Genomic DNA, 18,631 nt, shown 5'->3' with positions numbered 1-18,631 from the left:
TTAAGTTAACTGTGATGAATAGCACAACGGTTGGGCCCAATTTCCAATTCCGTTGCTTTATCTGGAGACACCTTGATAACTCCACGGTTAATATCTATAATCTCCTCATAATTCGGTGGTGTGGCACCTACAGTCCCGGCAACCATTTCAGTAAATTGTTCACGATCTTCCGTACGCATGATTTCGTTGCTTCTCCGAATATCCCCTAAAGTTGCCCCCACATAACCATTCTCATTGATCTCTTGAATATCGGCATAATGAGCAGGTAATACAATGATGTCGTCTGACAGGAGAGCAATTTTCTTAAATACAGTCTCGTACAGGGATTGTGCCCATTCTCTTGCCTTTCCTCCAAGGTCTGGCCTTCCCAAACCTCCTACGAAAATGGTATCCCCCGAAAGCAGATACTGATCGTTAACTAGAAAGGACACACTTCCGGGCGTATGACCTGGTGTCGGAATGGTCAAAATTTTGACACGCACAGCCCCGAAATGGATTTCATCGTGTTCTTCCAGTGGCTCAAACGATATATTCGTCCCTTGCATTTCACAGGAAGAAATATAGTAAGTAGCTCCAGTTTGGTCTGCTAATGCCCGACCGCCCGAAATATGGTCAGCATGTAAATGCGTATCCATGATATGCACGATTTTGGCGTTTTCCTTTTCCGCAAGATTTGTGTATTCTTCAATGTGTCGGTTCGGATCTACAACCATCGCCTGACCTTCGGAGACGACCATATAGGATAGGCAACCTTTTGCCAAACGATTGATTTGAAACAACTTTATATTTTCATCAACAACGACGGTAACTGGATGATAAAATTGGCTCCACTCCAACATCCCCTTTTCCAGATAACTCACTTTGTACCCTTTTTCATCCAGAAGCTCGGCAACCATCAAAGCAGAGCCGCCTTTAGCACAAATGACTATGATTTCTGTATCCTTCGGAAGATCTTTGTAGGTTGTCTCATTTTCGTCTAGAAAATCAAAGTAAGGGATATTGATGGATTGAATATTTTTTCCTTCAATTTTCCAGTCATTGTACTCATCTGGATTTCGGACATCGAGAATAAATACTGGTTTTCCACTGTCAATTTTTTCATGTAACTCTTTGGCGTTCATTTTGGTAACTGCCATGGTTCAAAAACACCCTTTCTTATTAGAATGTGAGCGTGACATCGGCGTCTTGGGCAAAATGCAGGAACGTAGCTGCTCCGCCAACATCGACTCCGTCGACAAAGTCTTCTTTTTTCAAACTCATGACATCCATGGTCATCTGGCAAGCAATCAGCTTCACATTCATTTCTTGCGCCATCTGCAACAATTCTGGAATGGAAGGAACATTGGCTTTTTTAAATCCTTCCATGTAATGCTCTCTGCCTGCGGGTACGGGCAATTGTTGATGAGCGTCCTTATGGATCAGATTTAACCCTTCAAAAGTGAAGAAAATGGCTACTTCTGCATCTGCAGCGGCTGCAGCCGTCGCAATATTGAACACTTTATAGGCATCGAACAAACCACCATTGCTCGCGATAATGGCAACTTTTTTACTCATCAATCATCTCTCCTTATTTTTCTTGATCGACTGGACCTGTCCACTTGGACATTCCCGGAACAACATTAATAACATTTTTAAATCCATGCTTGGTTAACTGTTGGGCAGCCATGTCGCTTCGAGTTCCGGTACGACAGATGACATAAATAGGTTGATACTTTGGAATTTCATTCATTCGTTCTTCCAATTGACCAAATGGAATCGAACAAGCTCCGGGAATATGTCCAAAGGCATATTCCGCTGGTTCACGAACATCAATAAGGATAAATCCTTCATCGTAAGCCAGCTTTTTTAATAGCTCCTCGTTTTGAATCACATGAGGATGCTTCCGCTCTTCCTTTAATTCGGATTGACTGGCTTTGCGCAAATAATGCTTCAGGACCTCTCCTTCCTGTTTCGTGCCCAGGTATTGATGCCCGGTACTTTTTGCCCATCCTTGAATATCCGCCAGGGATCCGGGGTCCGTTGCTTGTACCTCAATCACCTGACCGGGTTCCAGTTGATCCATCGCCTTTTTGGTGCGAACAATGGGCATGGGGCAGGAAAGTCCTTTACAATCTAGCTGAGCGTCGACTTTGATGGACATATTCTTTTCCTCCTTTTTTATTGCGTCTTACCTTTCCATGCGAGCATCCCACCAACCATGTTTTTCACTTTAAACCCATGCTCTTGCAAAAACTCACAGGCCCGCTCACTTCTGCCACCTGAACGACAAACCATGATGTATTCTTTACTCGGGTCCAATTCATGCAGCCGGTCAGGCAACGTCCCCAAAGCCATATGTTTCGCTTCCGGGATTTTTCCTTCCGCTACTTCCTTTTCTTCTCGAACATCAATAATGTTCAGTTTCTCTCCTTTTTGGAGCCGATGTTCCACTTCTTGCGGTGTAATGGTTGGAATGTTTTTTTTCATGAAAAACTCCCTCCTTTCTTGTCGATGGAATAGTTTCTTATACATATACCTGCATAGGTATATGTATACGGATAAAAAATACCAACTTTAATGTCGGTAGTTTAGTTTATATATACATATACGCCTATAGGTATAATATAAAAGGCAATGCCTTTTGTCAACATCCACTGGATCATTTATTTGAAACTGAAAATAGAAGGAATTAACAGGTCAGTAGTGGCTGCCCTTCTTAAATGCCTGGGTAAGATCGGTGTTAATAAAGAAATTTCAATTTATTGTCTTTAACAAATCTTAACATTCATTGTATAACATGTGATCGGGTGTTGCTCTACAAGGAATCTTCCTTTTCACACGAATCTTTGGAATTTGGAGGCCACCTGATATAATCAATGTTAATTCAGATATTCAAAGAGAGGCTAGCATGTCTGAACGTCGTTTTGATCCAGCCAAGATAGATAAATTGGACAATCCCGAACGCAGAAAGGCACTCCCCCTACAAGTACCTCTACAAATCCTGAGCTGCATAAATCATCCCTTTCAGCAATGGTTCCAAGCCATTTTGTAAAATGGGAAATAAGAAGGCGTAATCTTTTCGCGGCATATTCCCCAACATCACTAAATGACCCAAAAGAACCACCACCGGAAGTAAAATGCCGTTTGTAATGGCAATGGCTTCTATTCCGGCATAGGCTCCAAAAAAACAAAGAGCGATGATCGACAGTGCAATGACAAAATTGGGGGTGCTGATTAAATAGGATGCATTTGTCCAATTAGACGTATCCTTCAGCGTGACGAAAACGCCAATAAACAAATCCGCACAAATGAGTAGGATCACAACCACGGCAGGGAGTTTACCAACGTGTTTCGATATCCAAAATACAAGATTGGCCTGCTTGGTTCGTTTCATAATGACCAACCAAATGAGAACAACTGCACCTGCCAGTAGGACAGCAACCCAGGAATCACGCCCCGCGGATTCCAATAAAGCAGGGGTAATGATCACATGGGTCTGGATTCCCACGGCTGTTATGATTAACATGGTTAGTTGCAAAACATTGATCGAGGCAGATGTTGTTTTCATCATAAACCTCCTTTCTATTTAAGATGCTAAAAAGTATATTTGTATATGCATGTAGCGAAGCAGCGAAGGTGAAACAGATCCATGTAAAAAGCCATGAGTTACCATCCCACGGCCCCAAGGATTTTTCCTGCGGTTATGAAAAATGTTGGTTTACTTCGGATGGTTTTCAAAAAAGCCCCACATGATCGAACTGGCTTTAAAGTCCTTTGGGATCGGTGTAAGAACCTGCTGTGCTGCCAGCCGACCACACCTCATTCCGTCTACCATTACTGCCATGACAGCATTTCCACTTTAATCCTTAAAGGGGTCTCGACATTGGCGTTTTTTTTGTATTGGAGCAGCATTTTCTCCTTATCGCTGTTTGACCACCATGCGAATGCCTTTTTTCGGACGGAGCGTGACCAGAGGCTCCGGCTCGACGGACGGATGGTTCGGAGCGAGCTCCAACTTGTAGCGCTGTCCGATCGTCGCCAAAAGTAGCACCGCTTCCATCAGCGCGAAGTTGTTGCCGATGCAGATACGGGGCCCGCCGCCGAAAGGAAAGTAGGCGAACTGCGGTATGCGTTTTAAGATGTCGCCTTCAAAACGCTCGGGGAAAAATCGGTCCGGATTCTCAAAGTACTCTTCCTTGCGGTGCATGACGTACTGGCTCATCATCAGCGTCTCACCTGGTTCGAAGCAGTATTCTCCAATCTGCACTGGCTCCACCGCCTCGCGGCTAATTGACCAGGCGGGCGGATAGAGACGCATCGCCTCCCAGAGAATGTTGTTTGTGTAGGTCAGACTCGGGATGTCATCAACGGTCGGAAGTCGACCCTCGAGCACGTTGTCCAGTTCGTCCCAAAAGCGCCGCTCCACTTCCGGATGCTGCGACAGCAGATACCAAGTCCACGACAGAGTGTTAGCCGTCGTCTCGTGTCCAGCGATAAAGATTGTCATCACCTGGTCCCGCACCTCCTGATCAGTCATGCCGGTTCCGTTCATCTCGTCGCGAGCGGCAAGGAGCATTGATAGCAGATCGCCCCGTTCCGGTTCGCTCTGACTGCGACGTTCTTCGATGATGTGGTAAATTGTCTTGTCAAGCACCTCGATCGCATGTTGAAATTCCCGGTTGCTCTTGGTCGGTACAGCCAGTGGAATGTCGATGAATGAACTGGCCCTGCGGCTGACGTAATGCATACCGACGTCGATAGCGTGACCGATGTCGTGAACGTCTTGTCGAACATCGATGCCAAACATTGTATCCGTGATGATCGCCAGCGTCAGTTCCATCATGTCCTGGGTGATCAGTCTCTCCTCGCGGTCCTGCCACCCATCGATCAGGTTTTTGGCGAACTCCACCATCCTGTCGCCGTAGGCGGCAATGCGCTGCTTGTGAAACACTGGCTGGATAAGCCGGCGTTGGCGCAAGTGCTTCTTACCTTCGCTGGTCAGCAGCCCTTCTCCAATCACGGCTTTGGCTGTTCTTAAGCCCTTTGCTTTGTGGAAGCTGGATTGTTTCGTCACCAGCACTTCCTTTATATATTCGGGATTGCTGATCAGATAGATGTGACGCTGCGGTCCGAAGCGGATGTGAACCACGTCTCCATGTTCTTTCGCCGCCTTTTGCAAAAATCCGAGCGGATCCTTACGGAAAGCGAATAGATTGCCTGAGATCGGCAACCCTCTCGGACCTGTAGTGATATTGTTTGTCATCGTTTCACCTCGTCGCGTAGTGTTTTGTTTGTAGTATTACTGTTTTTCGCAGTTTCATCCAATAAGAAAGGCTTCTTGAGGCCCGATCTTGCTGATAAACCTAGTGCTGAACATCGATTTAGCACTAGAAGTCGGGAATTCTTGAAAAAGTCGAATGCTGATGAACAGGATGAAAATCATGAATACACCCTGGGGGTAGAGATACAGAGCGGCGATTTTGGTTTGGCTGTAGTAGCATGTGGACTTGGATAAACGGTTAGCGATATAGGAGTAAGAGTTCTTTTAATTATAGGCTGGGAGTACTCAAAAAATTAAGTCAAGGATGGGAAATGTAATGAAAATTCGTCCTTTGCACAACTATGAAAATCCTCCTTTGGATTTGCTCTTACTTGCTGATCCTTCTTTAGAAGTTGTAAATAGCTATATTAGTCGAGGGCATTGTTTCGTCGCAGAAAGAGACAGACAAATCATCGGAGTATATGTGTTAATAGACACTCGACCTCAAACTGTGGAGCTTGTTAATATTGCTGTTTTAGCGCAGGAGCAAGGAAAGGGTATTGGAAAAAAGTTAGTTTTACATGCTATTGAAACAGCTCAATCAATGGGATATAAAACGATAGAAATCGGGACTGGTAATTCTAGTATTTCTCAATTAGCCCTATATCAGAAATGTGGCTTTCGTATTATTGGTATAGATAGAGACTTTTTCATCAATCATTACCAAGATGCGATTTATGAAAATGGAATTCAGTGTCGAGATATGATCCGTCTCTCAAAGAATCTGTCTGAAGAAGGATAAACATTAAAAGGGTGGGAGGGAATATGATAATACAACGGACACCACCTAAAAAGAAGGCCCGGGAGCTGGCTAAGTACCTTCGCGAAGAGCGGCCAGATTACAATTACCTAAAGAGTGTATTCCGTCACTTACGTGCCGAGTTGGAAGTTGAAATGCCAAAAACAAATAAGAAATTGCCATATGTGCCTACAGAGGATGAAATTAAGCGCTTTTATGAAGCCGTTTGGAAGGCAAAGAATTTCCAAGACATGATGATCATAAAGACTCTACTTTATACGGGTGTTCGCGTGAGCGAACTTACTAATATCAAGTTAAGCGATGTTGATTTCCACCGTTGCCAGATCCGAGTGAATCAGGGTAAAGGCAAGAAGGACCGAATTCCAGCGAAATCGATGCAGCCATGATCAATTCATTGGTGTCCATCTGCGTAACTGTGCCGATTACGCTGTTAACGGGAGCCGGCACGATCTTGGTTACGGTTTATTTCAATTTGCAGACGCAGAAGATTGCGGTGCAATCTCAGCGATCAGCGCTAAGGGATAAGATATTGGAGAAAAGGTTGGAATATATCCTGAAATTCAAAGAAAGTTATGGGAAATTATAGAATGCAGGAGGAATTACGGTTTAATATCTGATGAAGCTATCGCTCTTCGGGCTAAAGAATTAGTTATTAAAGTTGACGATTATAGAGAAAAACACGAGGTATTTCTTTCGTCAGAGCTAAATAAGCAAATATTCGGTCTTAATTTACATATTTCGTTTATTTCATTAGGAAACTATGAGATTATGGATCTATTTAATCATTGCCTCCGAATCATCAATTTAATCAAACAAGAGTTAAACTTAGAAGCAGTTGATGAGGAGGCCTTTGCGGTCTTTTTTTATTCAATTCCCAATTTGGTCAAATGGCTTAGTTCGAAATCAGTTGGACGGTCATACGATATCATCGTGCAACCGTACTTAAAAAAGGAGTGAATTGTATGGAACACGTAAGGCCTCCGATGTATCCGATGCCAATGTACCCAATGCCTCCCATGTATCCGATGCCTCACTATCCCAGACATCATCATCACCATCACTATCATAAATTGTACAAAGCGTACTGTCACAGCAAAAAAGCCACGAAGATACTAAAACATATTCTTTGTCATAGATGGCATCACTGGCATGATTCCTCCAGCAGTTCTCATTGGCACGATAGCAGTTCCTCCTCCAGTTCTCATTGGCGGGACAGTAGTTCCTCTAGTAGTTCCTGATCGAAAGCATCGAATGGAAAATGGCAAAAAGGAAGTGAGAAAAATGGATTTTGGTTATCCCTATGATTATCCGTACACGATTTCAGTTCGTCGGGAAGAACAAAGACATCCTGGAGCTATGCAGGAGATCATAACCAAACATATGAGCATAGCAGAAGACATCCAACGAAGGATATCCAGTATTGACGACAGGTTTGAACGAATCGAAAAAATGATCCAAGAAAGAATGAGACGAGGTTAGCTTTGATTCGTCAAGGTATCCGCGTCCGCCGGTGCTACGAGAATGGCGGATGCGGACTTTAACGGTGCTTACATGCATGTTAAAACAAGTTTGCCAATGAGGCTCCAGTAAAGTTGGTTGTTTCTAATTCTTCACGGTAAGGTGACTCATTCCTCCATTTCCATTTAGAACCCAAATCCTCCGCCGACAAAGACGAAGATGGTAGCAATCACAAGAAGGAAAATCAAAAGTCTTCTCCACCCGAAGCCAAAACCGAAACAGCTACCTCCGAAACCGCCGAAACCACCAAAACAACTAAATCCCATTTATCTGCCTCCCTGTTTCAAATTCGGTATATCGTATTCGCGGATGAAGAAAGGGAAAGTGCTTTTATCCTATATCCATTGATTTTTGGACCAATATCTTCTTAGACCGCCTTTCCATCCCACGAATAACGTCTGCTCTCCGGGTGATTCTTTTGTTTATTGACAACAAAAAAGCCATCCTTTTGGACGGCTGATGGGCTGGCTATCATGGGGTTCCATTAAAGATACGTCGTATCACCGTATACGGTCTCTTTCCCCTGTATACTGATAATCTAGTTCATCATATGATGATTTCCCTTTGGGTGTGACAGAATGCTGACACCCAGTACCAATCGTTAACCAAAAACATATAATATTAGAAAGAGTTTTACTTTCATCTACTTCCCCGCTTTTACTCCATCCTTTTTCATTTCTTCCCCTACCCTATGAGCTTCCTTTTGTTTTCCATTGAAAGGAGGCGATTGGTATGAGTTTTAGAAGAGATCACGATCATTGCCGCCATCACCGCCGTCGCCATCATCGCCGTCGTTGTCACCGTCGCCGTTGTCATCGCCGTCGTTGCCATTGCCGGAATTAATCACTAAGATAAAGAGTGTTACTAACCCTTTAAAGCAAACACTGTCTTTTCATTTTGTTTCGTTTTGTTCTTACCATATGGTTAGTAACCCTCTTTTACATAATAGATTTGGTTCTTGTTTCGGGGTAACCTAAGCAGTCAGATACTCCTTCAAGATTTCGCCGCATTCGACCTTGATCCACTCATTCAGGAACTTCATTTCCTGCCGGTATCCTTTGTACTTGTAGGCTACATGGCGATACTCCGGTTCCTGTTTGATCTCGATGATCTCTCCCGGTGATCTTCTGAAATATCCCCGCAGCTCCGTCATGTCCTTTAAGATGCGGTCCATCACTTGATCAATCATCCATCCGTAAACATCGGCCATTTTCAAATGGGAAAGTTGCTTTCGATCGCGAGACAAGGCTGATAGCAGTACTTCCAGATGAACATATCGCTTCAGTTTCAGCATGAATTCTTGATGGCCATCATCCAGCAGCATGATGATCACCTTCAAACAAGAACTCCTGAAACACCGGCAGCCGTATCATTCCCCGTTTCGTCCAGCCACGGGACTTCACTTTCATCCGGATCTGTGGGTCAAGGTAGATAAAATCTTTATCCTCGCGGATCTTCCCTTGCTCGGCAATGGACCACACTGCCTTCCGAACATCTGGCGGCGGTGGAAACTCGATCAACCCTGCCGATCGTATTCTCCCGCTTTCCTCGATGCCGATCAGCCAGCCGAATTCACCTTTCCTCAGCCCGGTCAACCGGACATCATGATAATGATAGTTGATGACTTTGAGCCAATCATGCGATCGCTTACCAATTTGATATATGGATTCTTTGCGCTTCATGACGATTCCCTCGAGGCCCTGCTCACTGATCAGGTTAAAGAAAATCCTTCCCTGTTCCCCAGGTATCCACCTCACCAGGGCAAGGTGGTCTTGATCTTGGATATGTTCCTCTAACAAGACTTTCCTTTCCATAAGTGGCAGCCGCGTCAAGTCCTCTCCCTTTAACCACAGAAGATCGAACACACAGTATTCCACCGGGTACGAATCGACCAACGATTCCATTTTTCGTGGGTTCGTCGTCTGAAACCGTTTCATAATTGCTTCAAAGTCCGGATGGCCTTTTTCATCGGTAACAATCAACTCACCGTCGAGTATGGTATCTGGCGGAAGATGAAGCCTGGACAATTCGGGAAATCGATCCAGACAAGGGGTTCCATGTCGGGTCCAGCACTGAAGCTTGCCATCGACGTTGGACAAAATCAAGCGAATCCCATCCAGCTTTAACTCACAAATATAGGAATCATCGCTCATGGCGTTGTCTGCTTTGTGCAAGAGCATGGGAGATAGAAACATGGGATATCACCAATTTCTATCATATCATTTCCACTTTTTCTGAATGGTTGGTAATGAATGGGGATCTATTCAAAGACCGCTTTCACTTTGTTTACCTGCCGTTTGATTTTGGTTGGCCATCCATACCAATCATGATGGAACGTCTGACTCATCTGATAAAAATACGGGTCACCCGTCATCTGGTACAAGGTCTCCAACTGTTCAATATGAACCATGTGGATTTGTCAGAAATGGGGGCAACACAGAAGAGACAAAGAAAATCAGAGATTTAACTTTCATCCTTAATATCATTGATCAGATCATATTTCATATGATTCATAATGTGATCGATCATATAAAAAAGAGCTACCTATCGCAGGTAGCTTGTTTGTTTCCGGGAAACAGATTTGGTTCTGGCGTCATCATTCATTTATTCGTAAGGAGTAGCGAATTTGTGTCCTTTTGAGTGTTATAGTAGATGGATAAAAAGGTGTCTCAAAATGGTGTCCAAATAAGCAGTTTTTCATCTTCGCATGAAGGCAGGAGCCTCTAATCGCTTGAAATCTTACGGACTCCGTAAGGGTTCCACCTTTGGTTTGGGTGTGCCTTGAAGATGCGAACGTCCCAGTAGCCACCAAACGCTTCTCCTCGCTTCTTGGATTCGGATGATAGCCTTGTCCATGACATAATCAAAAACGGGCATCTCTTCACGCAACGCGAGAAGTTCTCCAATCGCTTCTTAATACAGTTCGCAAATCCGATGGATTCTCTCTTGTTTGGTCATGGTGTCCTCCTTGTATCGCCCATTTCTTCATCATGATCTCCGTCAGGCATTCCTCGGCTTTCGGGATATTCAGGGCGGTGGCTACTTTCAAAATCGCCGGCGTTTTCAGACGAGTGATCGTTCTTCTGGAAATCCCCAACTCTTCGCATACTTCATAATCCGATGGATGCCGGGGATTAAAGTATTTTTCCTCGATATATTGTCGTTCCCATTCCGTTAAAATCTCCAGTGATTTTTCGATCTGTTGAATCTTGATTTCCTTGGTCACTTTCTCGATGGCCATCCGTTCGGTTGTGGATGGGTATCCGGTATAAGCGGGACTTGTTCTTTCCTTGTATAGGGGAATATTGGCTGCGATTTTCTGATTCTCAATGGAGATCTTCCATACCGGGTATTGATACAAGGTCAATTCCGTTTCTCTCATGACATCTTTGACGGTTTCCTTCCAAACCATGGATGCCCTCCTGATTCTGAAGAGATCCCTATTTATGATCAAGTTGATTATCATTATACCATATCTTTGTCATTCTGTTGAAATTAAGGTAACGATTTAAACGATTTGTTCATTGAAAAAGGAATTGTTTCACCTTTTGTTTTACATCGGATATTCCCGTGATATAATGGGGGAGGAGTAGAAGCGTTGGATAGGAGTGAAAGGGATGTTAAAGCCAAATCTGGAGTTGATTTTAAGTCAAAAGAAACAGGAAGGGTTGATGCTGGACCTGAACGACCGAAAAGTGAAGCTGACCAAAACCAATCTGGCCATTGCCTTAGGGGTTGTCAAACAACAAATCACCATGTGGTGTACCGGAGCCGCTTATCCCCGACCGGAAACGATGTTCAAACTGGCGAAGATTTTGGGTGTCAAAGTGGATGATCTCTATACCTTGGAAGAAACCGAGGAAGAATTGCAGCAAGAACGGGAAGAAATCGAGAAACGATTGAAAGAGAAAGAAGAGGAAGCCAAACGCCGGAAACAAGCCTATCGACTGGCGAAACAAATCCAAGAGGGAGAAGTAGATGAATGAAGCCCAAAGCCTACTTCTGCCAAGTTTGTGGAGAACGCTTTGATTACCCGGATATCGTTTGCGCCAAGCATCAACTGGAACGGGATCGGATTCAGAAAAAATGGAGAGAAGACCCGGGGTATCAAAAGATTCAGGAAGAGGCACGGAAACGAATCGAGAAGTACTTCCCAAAGAAATAAAAAATCTCCCGTTTCAGGGAGAGCATTTGATTCAAGGAGTTCAGGTTCATGATCAACTTCTTATAGTATAGCGTTTTTGGACGCAAGTTGTGAAGTTTTCTCACAGAAAAAAAATGGCGCAAAGTTGACGCAAAATCTGGCGCGCACCGGAATCCATCCTTTCTTATAATGAAGACAATGGCATAGGAACGCATTTCCGCTCTCCCCTTTCGCACCTTCGGGTGCGTTTTTTTCTTGGCCCAATTCGACGCAAAAGAGAAAGAGGAGAAACGCATGGACTCATTGATCGTACTGGCGGTTTACCTGGGATTCATTGCAGGCATTCCCTTCTTCCTGAGAAGAGAAAACACGAAAGAAGATTATCTGGCAGAGAATCGGAAGTTCGGCACATGGAGCATGGCGCTGTCCGTTGCTTCGACATGGATTTGGGCGCCGGCTCTTTTTGTTTCTGCCGAAAAGGCGTATTCCAACGGAATTCCGGGACTGTTCTGGTTCCTGGTGCCGAATGTCCTTTGCCTGCTGATCTTCATCCCGATTGCCAAGCGGATTCGGGAGCAAATGTCAAATGGCTTTACGCTGTCGGAATATATGGAGCATCGCTATTCCCCTCGCGTGAAAACGGTGTATCTGTTTCAGTTGTCGGCATTGTCCCTGTTCTCCACCGTGGTTCAACTGCTGGCAGGCGGGAAAATCCTGAGCTTGCTGACGGGGCTGCCGTTCTGGTTGATGACCATCCTGTTGGGGCTGTTCACCTACAGTTACTCCTTCACCCATGGTATTCGCGCTTCCGTCATCACCGACGCGGTTCAAATGGTGATGATGATCGGTGCTTGCTTCTTGTTGGCTCCGTGGGCCATTCATCTGAAGGGCTTCTCTTCACTGATCTCCGGTCTTAGCGGAGTGAGCCACCAATACGGGAGTCTCTTCGATGCCAAGGGGCTTGAGGTGCTGTTGTCGTTCGGTATTCCGGCTGCGATCGGTCTTCTTTCCGGTCCGTTCGGAGATCAAAGCTTCTGGCAACGGGCCTTCTCGGTGAAGAAGGAGAAAATCGGTGCTTCCTTTGCACTGGGCGCTGTCCTGTTCGCCATTGTACCGCTCATGATGGGCATTCTGGGCTTTGTGGCAGCGGGCATCGGCATGAAGGCACAAAACCCCCAAGTCGTCAATCTTGAACTGGTGTCCTCCCTTTTCCCGCGTTGGGCACTGTGGATTTTCCTGTTCATGCTGTTGTCCGGTCTCCTGTCTACGGTCAGTAGTAACCTCTGCTCCATCTCATCGCTGGTCGGCGACCTGAGGGAGAAAGCCGGGCTCAAAGATTACCGGCTGAGTATGCTCCTCCTGACACTGGTTTCCATTGGGCTGGCCAACCTTCCCGGTCTGACCATTGACCGTCTGTTTCTGTTCTATGGGACGCTTCGGGCTTCGACGTTTGCCACCACGGTACTGACCCTGCTCGGAGTCCGGTTGTCGGAGAAAGGAGTCTTTTTCGGCGTCTTGTCCTCGCTTCTGGTCGGCTGGCCGATCTTCGCCTATGGCAATCTGGTGGATAACAGTACGCTCAAGGTGATCGGAAGCCTGACCACGCTGCTCTTGTCCGGAATCGTGGCTTTCTTGCTATCCAACGTAGGGGGGAATCGCTTTGCTCGGAAAGAAACAAGCGATCTCCAATGATGACTGGCTCCGGGCCATGCAGCAGATCGAGGAGCGGGTCAGCAAGGCGGAGATCGATTCGTTGATCGACCGAACCGTGGAGGATGTTCACAAAAACACGAAGGGTCAGAATGTCGCGTTTGGTTGGAGCGGGGGGAAAGATTCCCTCGCTCTTCAGTTTGTCATGGAGCAAGCGGGCATCGAAGCATGTGTCTTTGCCATGTCCAATCTGGAGTATCCGGCGTTTATACAGTGGGTGAACGATCACAGGCCACCCCAACTGGAAATCATCAACACCGGACAAGACTTGAAATGGCTGGCGAAGAACCTTCACATGCTGTTTCCGCAGGATGCACAGACGGCAGCCAAGTGGTTCAAGATCATCCAGCATCGGGCGCAAGAACTCTATGTTCAGCGGCATCAACTGGACATGATCATTCTGGGTCGGAGGAAAGCGGATGGAAATTACACCGGAAAAGCCGGGGCCAACCTCTACACCAACAAAAAAGGCATCACTCGTTACAGTCCCCTTCGTGACTGGAAGCATGAGCATGTTCTGGGACTCATTCACTACTACCATATCCCGTTGCCTCCCATCTACCAATGGCCAAACGGGTTCAAAGTGGGAACAGGGTGTTGGCCGGCCCGACAATATACCGGTTCCATCCGGCAAGGATGGCGAGAGGTGTACTCCATTGACCCCTCCATCGTCCAAGAAGCTGCCACGCTCATCCCCTCTGCCCGGGAATTCCTGGAGGAGGAGACTTGATAGGTTTAGTCCAGAAGAGAGGAAAGAAGGAGCGAGTCGCATGAAAACAGAGAAGATCAAGTTGACGGAACTGAGGAACCCCGAGAAAAACGTACGCATTCACCCGAAAAAGCAGATTCAAGAGATGATTCGCAGCGTCAAGATGTTCGGCCAAATCCGGCCTCTGATCGTGGATGAGAACAATGTCATCCTTGCCGGAAACGGTCTGTATGAAGCCTTGAAAGAGATGGGAGTGACCGAGGCCGATGTTCTGCGCGTTACGCACCTGACGGATAAGCAGAAGAAAAAGCTGATGCTGGCGGATAACCGGGTGTACAGCTTAGGTATCGACGATAACAAAGCCATGCTGGAAATCCTGGGAGAACTGAAAGATGAGCTGGATATCCCGGGGTTTGATGATGATCTGCTGAAAGACTTGCTTGGTGATCTCGAGGATACCGAACAGCAACTGGCTGATTACGGAAAACTGGACGAAGCGGAAATTGAGGAGTTCCAAGAAGCGGCTGAACGAAAAGAAGCGATGATGGAAAAGGCCAAGCAACAAGCGGTTGAAGAAAAGCAAGGGCCCCCCTCTTCCCCTCCAACTGAATCCAAGCGAACCATTCACTGTCCGCATTGCGGAGGACGGATTGAACTATGATTATCAAAAAGCAGGGGCGGATGAATGTCGTCGAAGCCGCCCGAAAGCGAATCGAGAACATCTTTTCCAACAACGTGCCGGTGTACCTGTCATTTTCCGGAGGCAAGGACTCCCTTTGTCTGGCCCATCTGGTCTATACGCTCATTCAGGAAGGACGGATTGACCCCTCCCTTCTGACGGTTCACTTCATCGATGAAGAAGCCGTTTTCCCTTGCATTGAGCGGACGGTGATGGAGTGGCGGAAGAAATTCTTGCTGGTGGGCGCCAAGTTCCAATGGTACTGCCTCGAAGTGAAACACTTCAACTGCCTGAACGAACTGGAAAACGACGAATCCTTCATCTGTTGGGACCGGTACAAACGAGACGTATGGGTACGTCCCATGCCCCCGTTTGCGATCACCCACCATCCTCTCCTGAAACCGCGAAAAATGACCTATCAGGCGTTTCTGGATCGGGCTTGTGTGGATGGGATCGTGATGATCGGGATTCGGGTGTACGAATCACTTCAGCGGTTGAAGAACATCTCGAAGCAAAAGAAACATAAACGACTCTTCCCGATCTACGACTGGAAGGACTCGGATGTCTGGCTGTATCTCCTTGAGAACCACGTCGAGATACCCGATATCTATCGGTATCTTTGGCAATCAGGCGCCACCCGGAATGAAATGCGGGTGTCTCAGTTCTTCTCCATCGACACGGTCAAAGTGCTGGTAAAGATGAATGAGTATTACCCGGATCTCATGGAACGGGTGACCCGTCGGGAACCAAACGCTTATCTGGTGGCGCTCTATTGGGACAGTGAAATGTTCCGGCGAAAATCCTCGCACAGGCGGAAACTGGAACAATCGCAAAAGCCAAACGTCGACTATAAGAAAGAATTGATTCGCTTGCTGTCCGACATCGACAAGAACTTCAACACTGAGCATAAGCGAACGGTCGCGCTGCGTTATCGAAATGTCCTCCTCCGCTTCCATTCCATGATGACGGAAAAGCACTACAAGGAGATGTACGAGGCGTTAATCGCAGGAGACCCGAAACTCCGGACGCTGCGAGCATTCTATTACGCGATCATCAACGACTATTGGAGGAAATCGCAATGAAGCACGATTTGTTTGCTCCTCTTCACTCACTGCAATTCGTCGACCGGGATCAGCTGAAGCCAAACGACTACAACCCGAACGTGGTTCCGAAAGAGAACCTGAAATTGTTGGTGCAATCCATTCTGACCAACGGATGGACGCTTCCCATCGTCGTCCGACCGGACTATACGATTATCGATGGGTTCCACCGATGGACGGTCGCTGGCCAAGAGCCGCTTCGGAGCTTGTTGGGCGGAAAGGTTCCGGTGGTCATCGTCGATCACCAGGACGAGAGCGCGAACATCTACGGAACCGTCACGCACAACCGCGCAAGAGGAACCCACCTGCTGGCCCCGATGAAAGCGATCGTGAAGCGCCTGATGGATTCAGGCAAGTCCATCGAGGAGATCGGAAAACAATTGGGCATGAAGAAAGAGGAAATCTTCCGTTTATCGGATTTCAGCCGGGAAGAATTCCTGGAACTGATGGCACGGGAGCGGGAATACAGCAAAGCCGAGCTTTTCCGTGAAGCCTGAGGTTCCCATATGAGAACACACAGTGATCAGGAGGTGAAGGAGCGTGGAACGATATGGCCCGACCAACCAAACTGACACCGGACATCCAAAAAAAGATAGTCTCCATCATCCGATTGGGGCATTACATTGAAACGGCTGCGGCTTATGCGGGCATCTCCAAACAAACGATTTATAACTGGATGCGACAAGGGGCAAGGGAAGAAAAAGGAAAGTATCGGAACTTTCATGATGCTGTGACCAAAGCCTTGGCGGAAGCCGAGATTCGCGAATTGGCTTACATTGACCAAGCGGCGAAGAAGGGAAGCTGGCAAGCCGCGGCATGGATTCTGTCTCGACGGTTCCCCAACCGATGGGGCAAAGAAACCGCCTTGGATTCGCTTACGCAACAGGGACAACCTCAGCGTATCATCTTGGACTTTGGGAAACGAAAGGAAGAAAAAGAATGACCCTGTACGCTCCCGATGGTTACCTTTACGAATGGGAACAAGCCGCTTTCTCTTCCCAGCCACTGATCGTCCAAGGGTATCACCCGCATTCTGCCCAATGGCATCTTCACGATTCCTCTGCCCGTTTTCGCATCTTGACGTGCGGAAGGCGTTGGGGCAAAACCTTTGCCTGTGTGGCTGAGATGATGAAGCAAGCCCTGGAACATCCACGCTCTCTTTGCTGGTGGGTGGCTCCCTTTAACCGTCAATCCCTGATTGCGTACCGGTTAGCAAGACGTGCCTTGTCTCCCTTTATCCAGAAGGCCTTTAACGGTTCGTTGCGCTTGGAATTAACCAATGAATCGGTGCTGGAGTTTCGTTCCGCCGCCATCCCGGATACGCTCCGGGGGGAAGGGGTGGATCTCGTGGTCGTCGATGAAGCCGCTCTGGTTCGAAGAGAAGCCTGGGAAGAAGCGCTGCGTCCGACCCTGACGGATACCGGGGGAAGGGCGATTTTTATATCCACGCCCAAGGGCCGGAACTGGTTTTATGAACTGTTTCTGCGCGGGCAAGACCCCAAGTATCCGGAGTACCAAAGTTTCACCTTCCCGACCTCTTCCAATCCCCTGATTCCCGCCTCGGAACTGGAAGAAGTGAAAAGCACCTTGCCTGATTCAGTCTATCAGCAAGAGTATGAAGCCGTGTTCTTGGACGAAAGCGCGGGCGTCTTTCGCAACATTCACGCCTGTATCCAAGGGGTATGCGAACCGCCCCAATTCGGAAGAGAATACATCCTTGGCGTGGACTTGGCACGGAAAACGGACTATACCGTCTTGACCTGCATGGATGTGAAGGAGAAAAAGGTGGTGGCCTTCGACCGGTTTAATCAGGTCAGCTGGCAATTCCAAATCGAGCGGATTGTCCAGATGGCTCAGCAATACAATGACGCCCAAGTCATTGTCGACTCTACCGGATTGGGCGATGTGGTGATGGAAGCCTTGGAACAACGGGGACTGTACGTGGAAGGTTTTCATTTTACCCAACGCAGCAAACAGCAGTTAATTGAGAATCTGCAACTGCTTCTGGAGCAGGAAGAAATCCATTTCCCTGATATTCCGGACTTGATTCATGAACTGGAGATTTTCGGCTACGAGATGACGAAAAGCGGCAACATGACCTTCAGTGCCCCACCGGGCGCCCATGACGACTGTGTGATGAGCTTGGCCTTGGCTTGTTGGGCATTGAAGGAACATGCACCGATGCAGATCTTTGTTTAAGCAAAGAAAGAGGTGAAACCATGTTCAACTTAACGGAACGACTCAAGCAGTTTGAAAAGAAAGCGGCTCCGACGTTCCTCACTACCTGGACTACGGTCCGCACCGACCCGGAGTATGATTTAACCACGCTGACCGATGAAGGCTATCGCAAAAATAGCATCGCTTCGGCTTGTGTCACCATGATTGCCACGAGTGCCCCTGAAGCACTGTTGAGAGTCTATCGCCCGACGGATCATGGTTTGGAAGAGGTTCCCGATCATTGGCTGGTAAAACTCATCCAACGTCCCAATCCCATGCTCTCTTCCTATGAATTGTGGGAATGGGTGCATACCTTCTTGAATACGTCCGCGAAGGTCATGGTGGCCAGTTCCCGCCGAGCAATTGACAGGGGTGAGCCCATGACGGAACTGGAACAGGAAAACCGCTTGGACAAACGGCTCAGAGTGTATATACGGCCCAAAGTTCTGGTGATTGATGAAGTGGGCTACCTCCCCCTGGATAGCTTGGCAGCCA

General features: G+C 47.1%; 23 protein-coding genes. 13 read left to right on the top strand and 10 right to left on the bottom strand.

The features are described from left to right. Positions 1 to 5 precede the first annotated feature (5 nt). From I8U19_RS10955 to I8U19_RS10930, 6 genes are all read right to left on the bottom strand, one after another. Positions 6 to 1,136, bottom strand: coding sequence for an MBL fold metallo-hydrolase (locus tag I8U19_RS10955; protein WP_198055920.1), 1,131 nt, complete (start codon positions 1,134 to 1,136; stop codon positions 6 to 8). A gap of 22 nt (positions 1,137 to 1,158) precedes the next feature. Further along, positions 1,159 to 1,554 (bottom strand): DsrE/DsrF/DrsH-like family protein, encoded by a 396-nt coding sequence (locus I8U19_RS10950; protein ID WP_198055919.1) that lies wholly within the window; start codon positions 1,552 to 1,554, stop codon positions 1,159 to 1,161. Between the two features lie 13 nt (positions 1,555 to 1,567). Next, entirely contained in the window at positions 1,568 to 2,140 is a 573-nt protein-coding gene (locus I8U19_RS10945) for a sulfurtransferase TusA family protein (RefSeq protein WP_198055918.1), read from the bottom strand. A 17-nt stretch (positions 2,141 to 2,157) separates the two neighbouring features. Continuing rightward, positions 2,158 to 2,466 (bottom strand): rhodanese-like domain-containing protein, encoded by a 309-nt coding sequence (locus I8U19_RS10940; protein WP_198055917.1) that lies wholly within the window; start codon positions 2,464 to 2,466, stop codon positions 2,158 to 2,160. A gap of 505 nt (positions 2,467 to 2,971) precedes the next feature. Next, positions 2,972 to 3,547, bottom strand: a complete 576-nt coding sequence (locus I8U19_RS10935; RefSeq protein ID WP_052154076.1) for a GerAB/ArcD/ProY family transporter — start codon at positions 3,545 to 3,547, stop codon at positions 2,972 to 2,974. Positions 3,548 to 3,898: 351 nt separating this feature from the next. Continuing rightward, complete coding sequence (locus tag I8U19_RS10930) at positions 3,899 to 5,242, bottom strand: cytochrome P450 (RefSeq protein WP_033100328.1); 1,344 nt, start codon at positions 5,240 to 5,242, stop codon at positions 3,899 to 3,901. A 334-nt stretch (positions 5,243 to 5,576) separates the two neighbouring features. Here I8U19_RS10930 and I8U19_RS10925 point away from each other — a divergent pair, with 334 nt between their 5' ends. The 3 genes from I8U19_RS10925 (at position 5,577) to I8U19_RS17310 (ending at position 7,538) form a co-directional block, all read left to right on the top strand. Then, the gene (locus I8U19_RS10925) at positions 5,577 to 6,041 is read left to right on the top strand and encodes a GNAT family N-acetyltransferase (protein ID WP_033100329.1); all 465 of its coding nucleotides are present in this window, start codon (positions 5,577 to 5,579) and stop codon (positions 6,039 to 6,041) included. Between the two features lie 23 nt (positions 6,042 to 6,064). After that, complete coding sequence (locus I8U19_RS10920) at positions 6,065 to 6,445, top strand: tyrosine-type recombinase/integrase (RefSeq protein ID WP_232331149.1); 381 nt, start codon at positions 6,065 to 6,067, stop codon at positions 6,443 to 6,445. 763 nt (positions 6,446 to 7,208) lie between these two features. Next, complete coding sequence (locus tag I8U19_RS17310) at positions 7,209 to 7,538, top strand: spectrin repeat-containing protein (RefSeq protein WP_152568504.1); 330 nt, start codon at positions 7,209 to 7,211, stop codon at positions 7,536 to 7,538. A gap of 1,012 nt (positions 7,539 to 8,550) precedes the next feature. On the opposite strand, the gene I8U19_RS10915 is transcribed toward I8U19_RS17310, so the two are convergent. From I8U19_RS10915 to I8U19_RS10900, 4 genes are all read right to left on the bottom strand, one after another. Beyond that, on the bottom strand, positions 8,551 to 8,910 hold the full coding sequence (locus I8U19_RS10915) for a YhjD family protein (RefSeq protein ID WP_483316409.1): 360 nt from the start codon (positions 8,908 to 8,910) through the stop codon (positions 8,551 to 8,553). Continuing rightward, positions 8,888 to 9,772: an ATP-dependent DNA ligase gene (locus I8U19_RS10910; protein ID WP_033100334.1), complete on the bottom strand. Its 885-nt coding sequence runs from the start codon at positions 9,770 to 9,772 to the stop codon at positions 8,888 to 8,890. The genes I8U19_RS10915 and I8U19_RS10910 overlap by 23 nt, the downstream gene beginning before the upstream one ends. A 65-nt stretch (positions 9,773 to 9,837) precedes the next feature. After that, the gene (locus I8U19_RS10905) at positions 9,838 to 9,987 is read right to left on the bottom strand and encodes a hypothetical protein (protein WP_160173822.1); all 150 of its coding nucleotides are present in this window, start codon (positions 9,985 to 9,987) and stop codon (positions 9,838 to 9,840) included. Between the two features lie 471 nt (positions 9,988 to 10,458). Then, on the bottom strand, positions 10,459 to 10,989 hold the full coding sequence (locus I8U19_RS10900) for an ArpU family phage packaging/lysis transcriptional regulator (RefSeq protein WP_198055916.1): 531 nt from the start codon (positions 10,987 to 10,989) through the stop codon (positions 10,459 to 10,461). 205 nt (positions 10,990 to 11,194) lie between these two features. Between I8U19_RS10900 and I8U19_RS10895 the strand changes: the two genes are divergently transcribed. The 10 genes from I8U19_RS10895 to I8U19_RS17550 form a co-directional block, all read left to right on the top strand. Next, positions 11,195 to 11,563, top strand: coding sequence for a helix-turn-helix transcriptional regulator (locus tag I8U19_RS10895; protein ID WP_232337262.1), 369 nt, complete (start codon positions 11,195 to 11,197; stop codon positions 11,561 to 11,563). Continuing rightward, the gene (locus I8U19_RS10890) at positions 11,560 to 11,742 is read left to right on the top strand and encodes a hypothetical protein (protein WP_198055915.1); all 183 of its coding nucleotides are present in this window, start codon (positions 11,560 to 11,562) and stop codon (positions 11,740 to 11,742) included. Before I8U19_RS10895 ends, I8U19_RS10890 begins: the two co-directional genes overlap by 4 nt. Before the next feature lie 273 nt (positions 11,743 to 12,015). After that, positions 12,016 to 13,413, top strand: coding sequence for a sodium:solute symporter family protein (locus I8U19_RS10885; protein ID WP_198055914.1), 1,398 nt, complete (start codon positions 12,016 to 12,018; stop codon positions 13,411 to 13,413). Further along, on the top strand, positions 13,382 to 14,161 hold the full coding sequence (locus I8U19_RS10880) for a phosphoadenosine phosphosulfate reductase domain-containing protein (RefSeq protein WP_198055913.1): 780 nt from the start codon (positions 13,382 to 13,384) through the stop codon (positions 14,159 to 14,161). Before I8U19_RS10885 ends, I8U19_RS10880 begins: the two co-directional genes overlap by 32 nt. A gap of 40 nt (positions 14,162 to 14,201) precedes the next feature. Beyond that, a complete protein-coding gene (locus I8U19_RS10875) occupies positions 14,202 to 14,801 on the top strand; it encodes a ParB/Srx family N-terminal domain-containing protein (protein WP_198055912.1) in 600 nt (199 codons plus the stop codon). Then, a complete protein-coding gene (locus tag I8U19_RS10870; RefSeq protein WP_198055911.1) occupies positions 14,798 to 15,901 on the top strand; it encodes a phosphoadenosine phosphosulfate reductase domain-containing protein in 1,104 nt (367 codons plus the stop codon). Before I8U19_RS10875 ends, I8U19_RS10870 begins: the two co-directional genes overlap by 4 nt. Then, complete coding sequence (locus tag I8U19_RS10865; RefSeq protein ID WP_198055910.1) at positions 15,898 to 16,416, top strand: ParB N-terminal domain-containing protein; 519 nt, start codon at positions 15,898 to 15,900, stop codon at positions 16,414 to 16,416. The genes I8U19_RS10870 and I8U19_RS10865 overlap by 4 nt, the downstream gene beginning before the upstream one ends. A gap of 53 nt (positions 16,417 to 16,469) precedes the next feature. Then, on the top strand, positions 16,470 to 16,862 hold the full coding sequence (locus I8U19_RS10860) for a hypothetical protein (protein ID WP_198055909.1): 393 nt from the start codon (positions 16,470 to 16,472) through the stop codon (positions 16,860 to 16,862). After that, positions 16,859 to 18,118, top strand: coding sequence for a terminase large subunit domain-containing protein (locus I8U19_RS10855; protein WP_198055908.1), 1,260 nt, complete (start codon positions 16,859 to 16,861; stop codon positions 18,116 to 18,118). The genes I8U19_RS10860 and I8U19_RS10855 overlap by 4 nt, the downstream gene beginning before the upstream one ends. Before the next feature lie 20 nt (positions 18,119 to 18,138). Then, the coding region (locus I8U19_RS17550; RefSeq protein ID WP_198055907.1) for a phage portal protein at positions 18,139 to 18,631 on the top strand (493 nt) is incomplete at its 3' end.

Origin of the sequence: Thermoactinomyces sp. CICC 10523 (assembly GCF_016055105.1) — a bacterium.
Lineage (GTDB): Bacteria > Bacillota > Bacilli > Thermoactinomycetales > Thermoactinomycetaceae > Thermoactinomyces_A > Thermoactinomyces_A daqus.
This window is presented reverse-complemented; position numbering and strand designations above follow the sequence as displayed.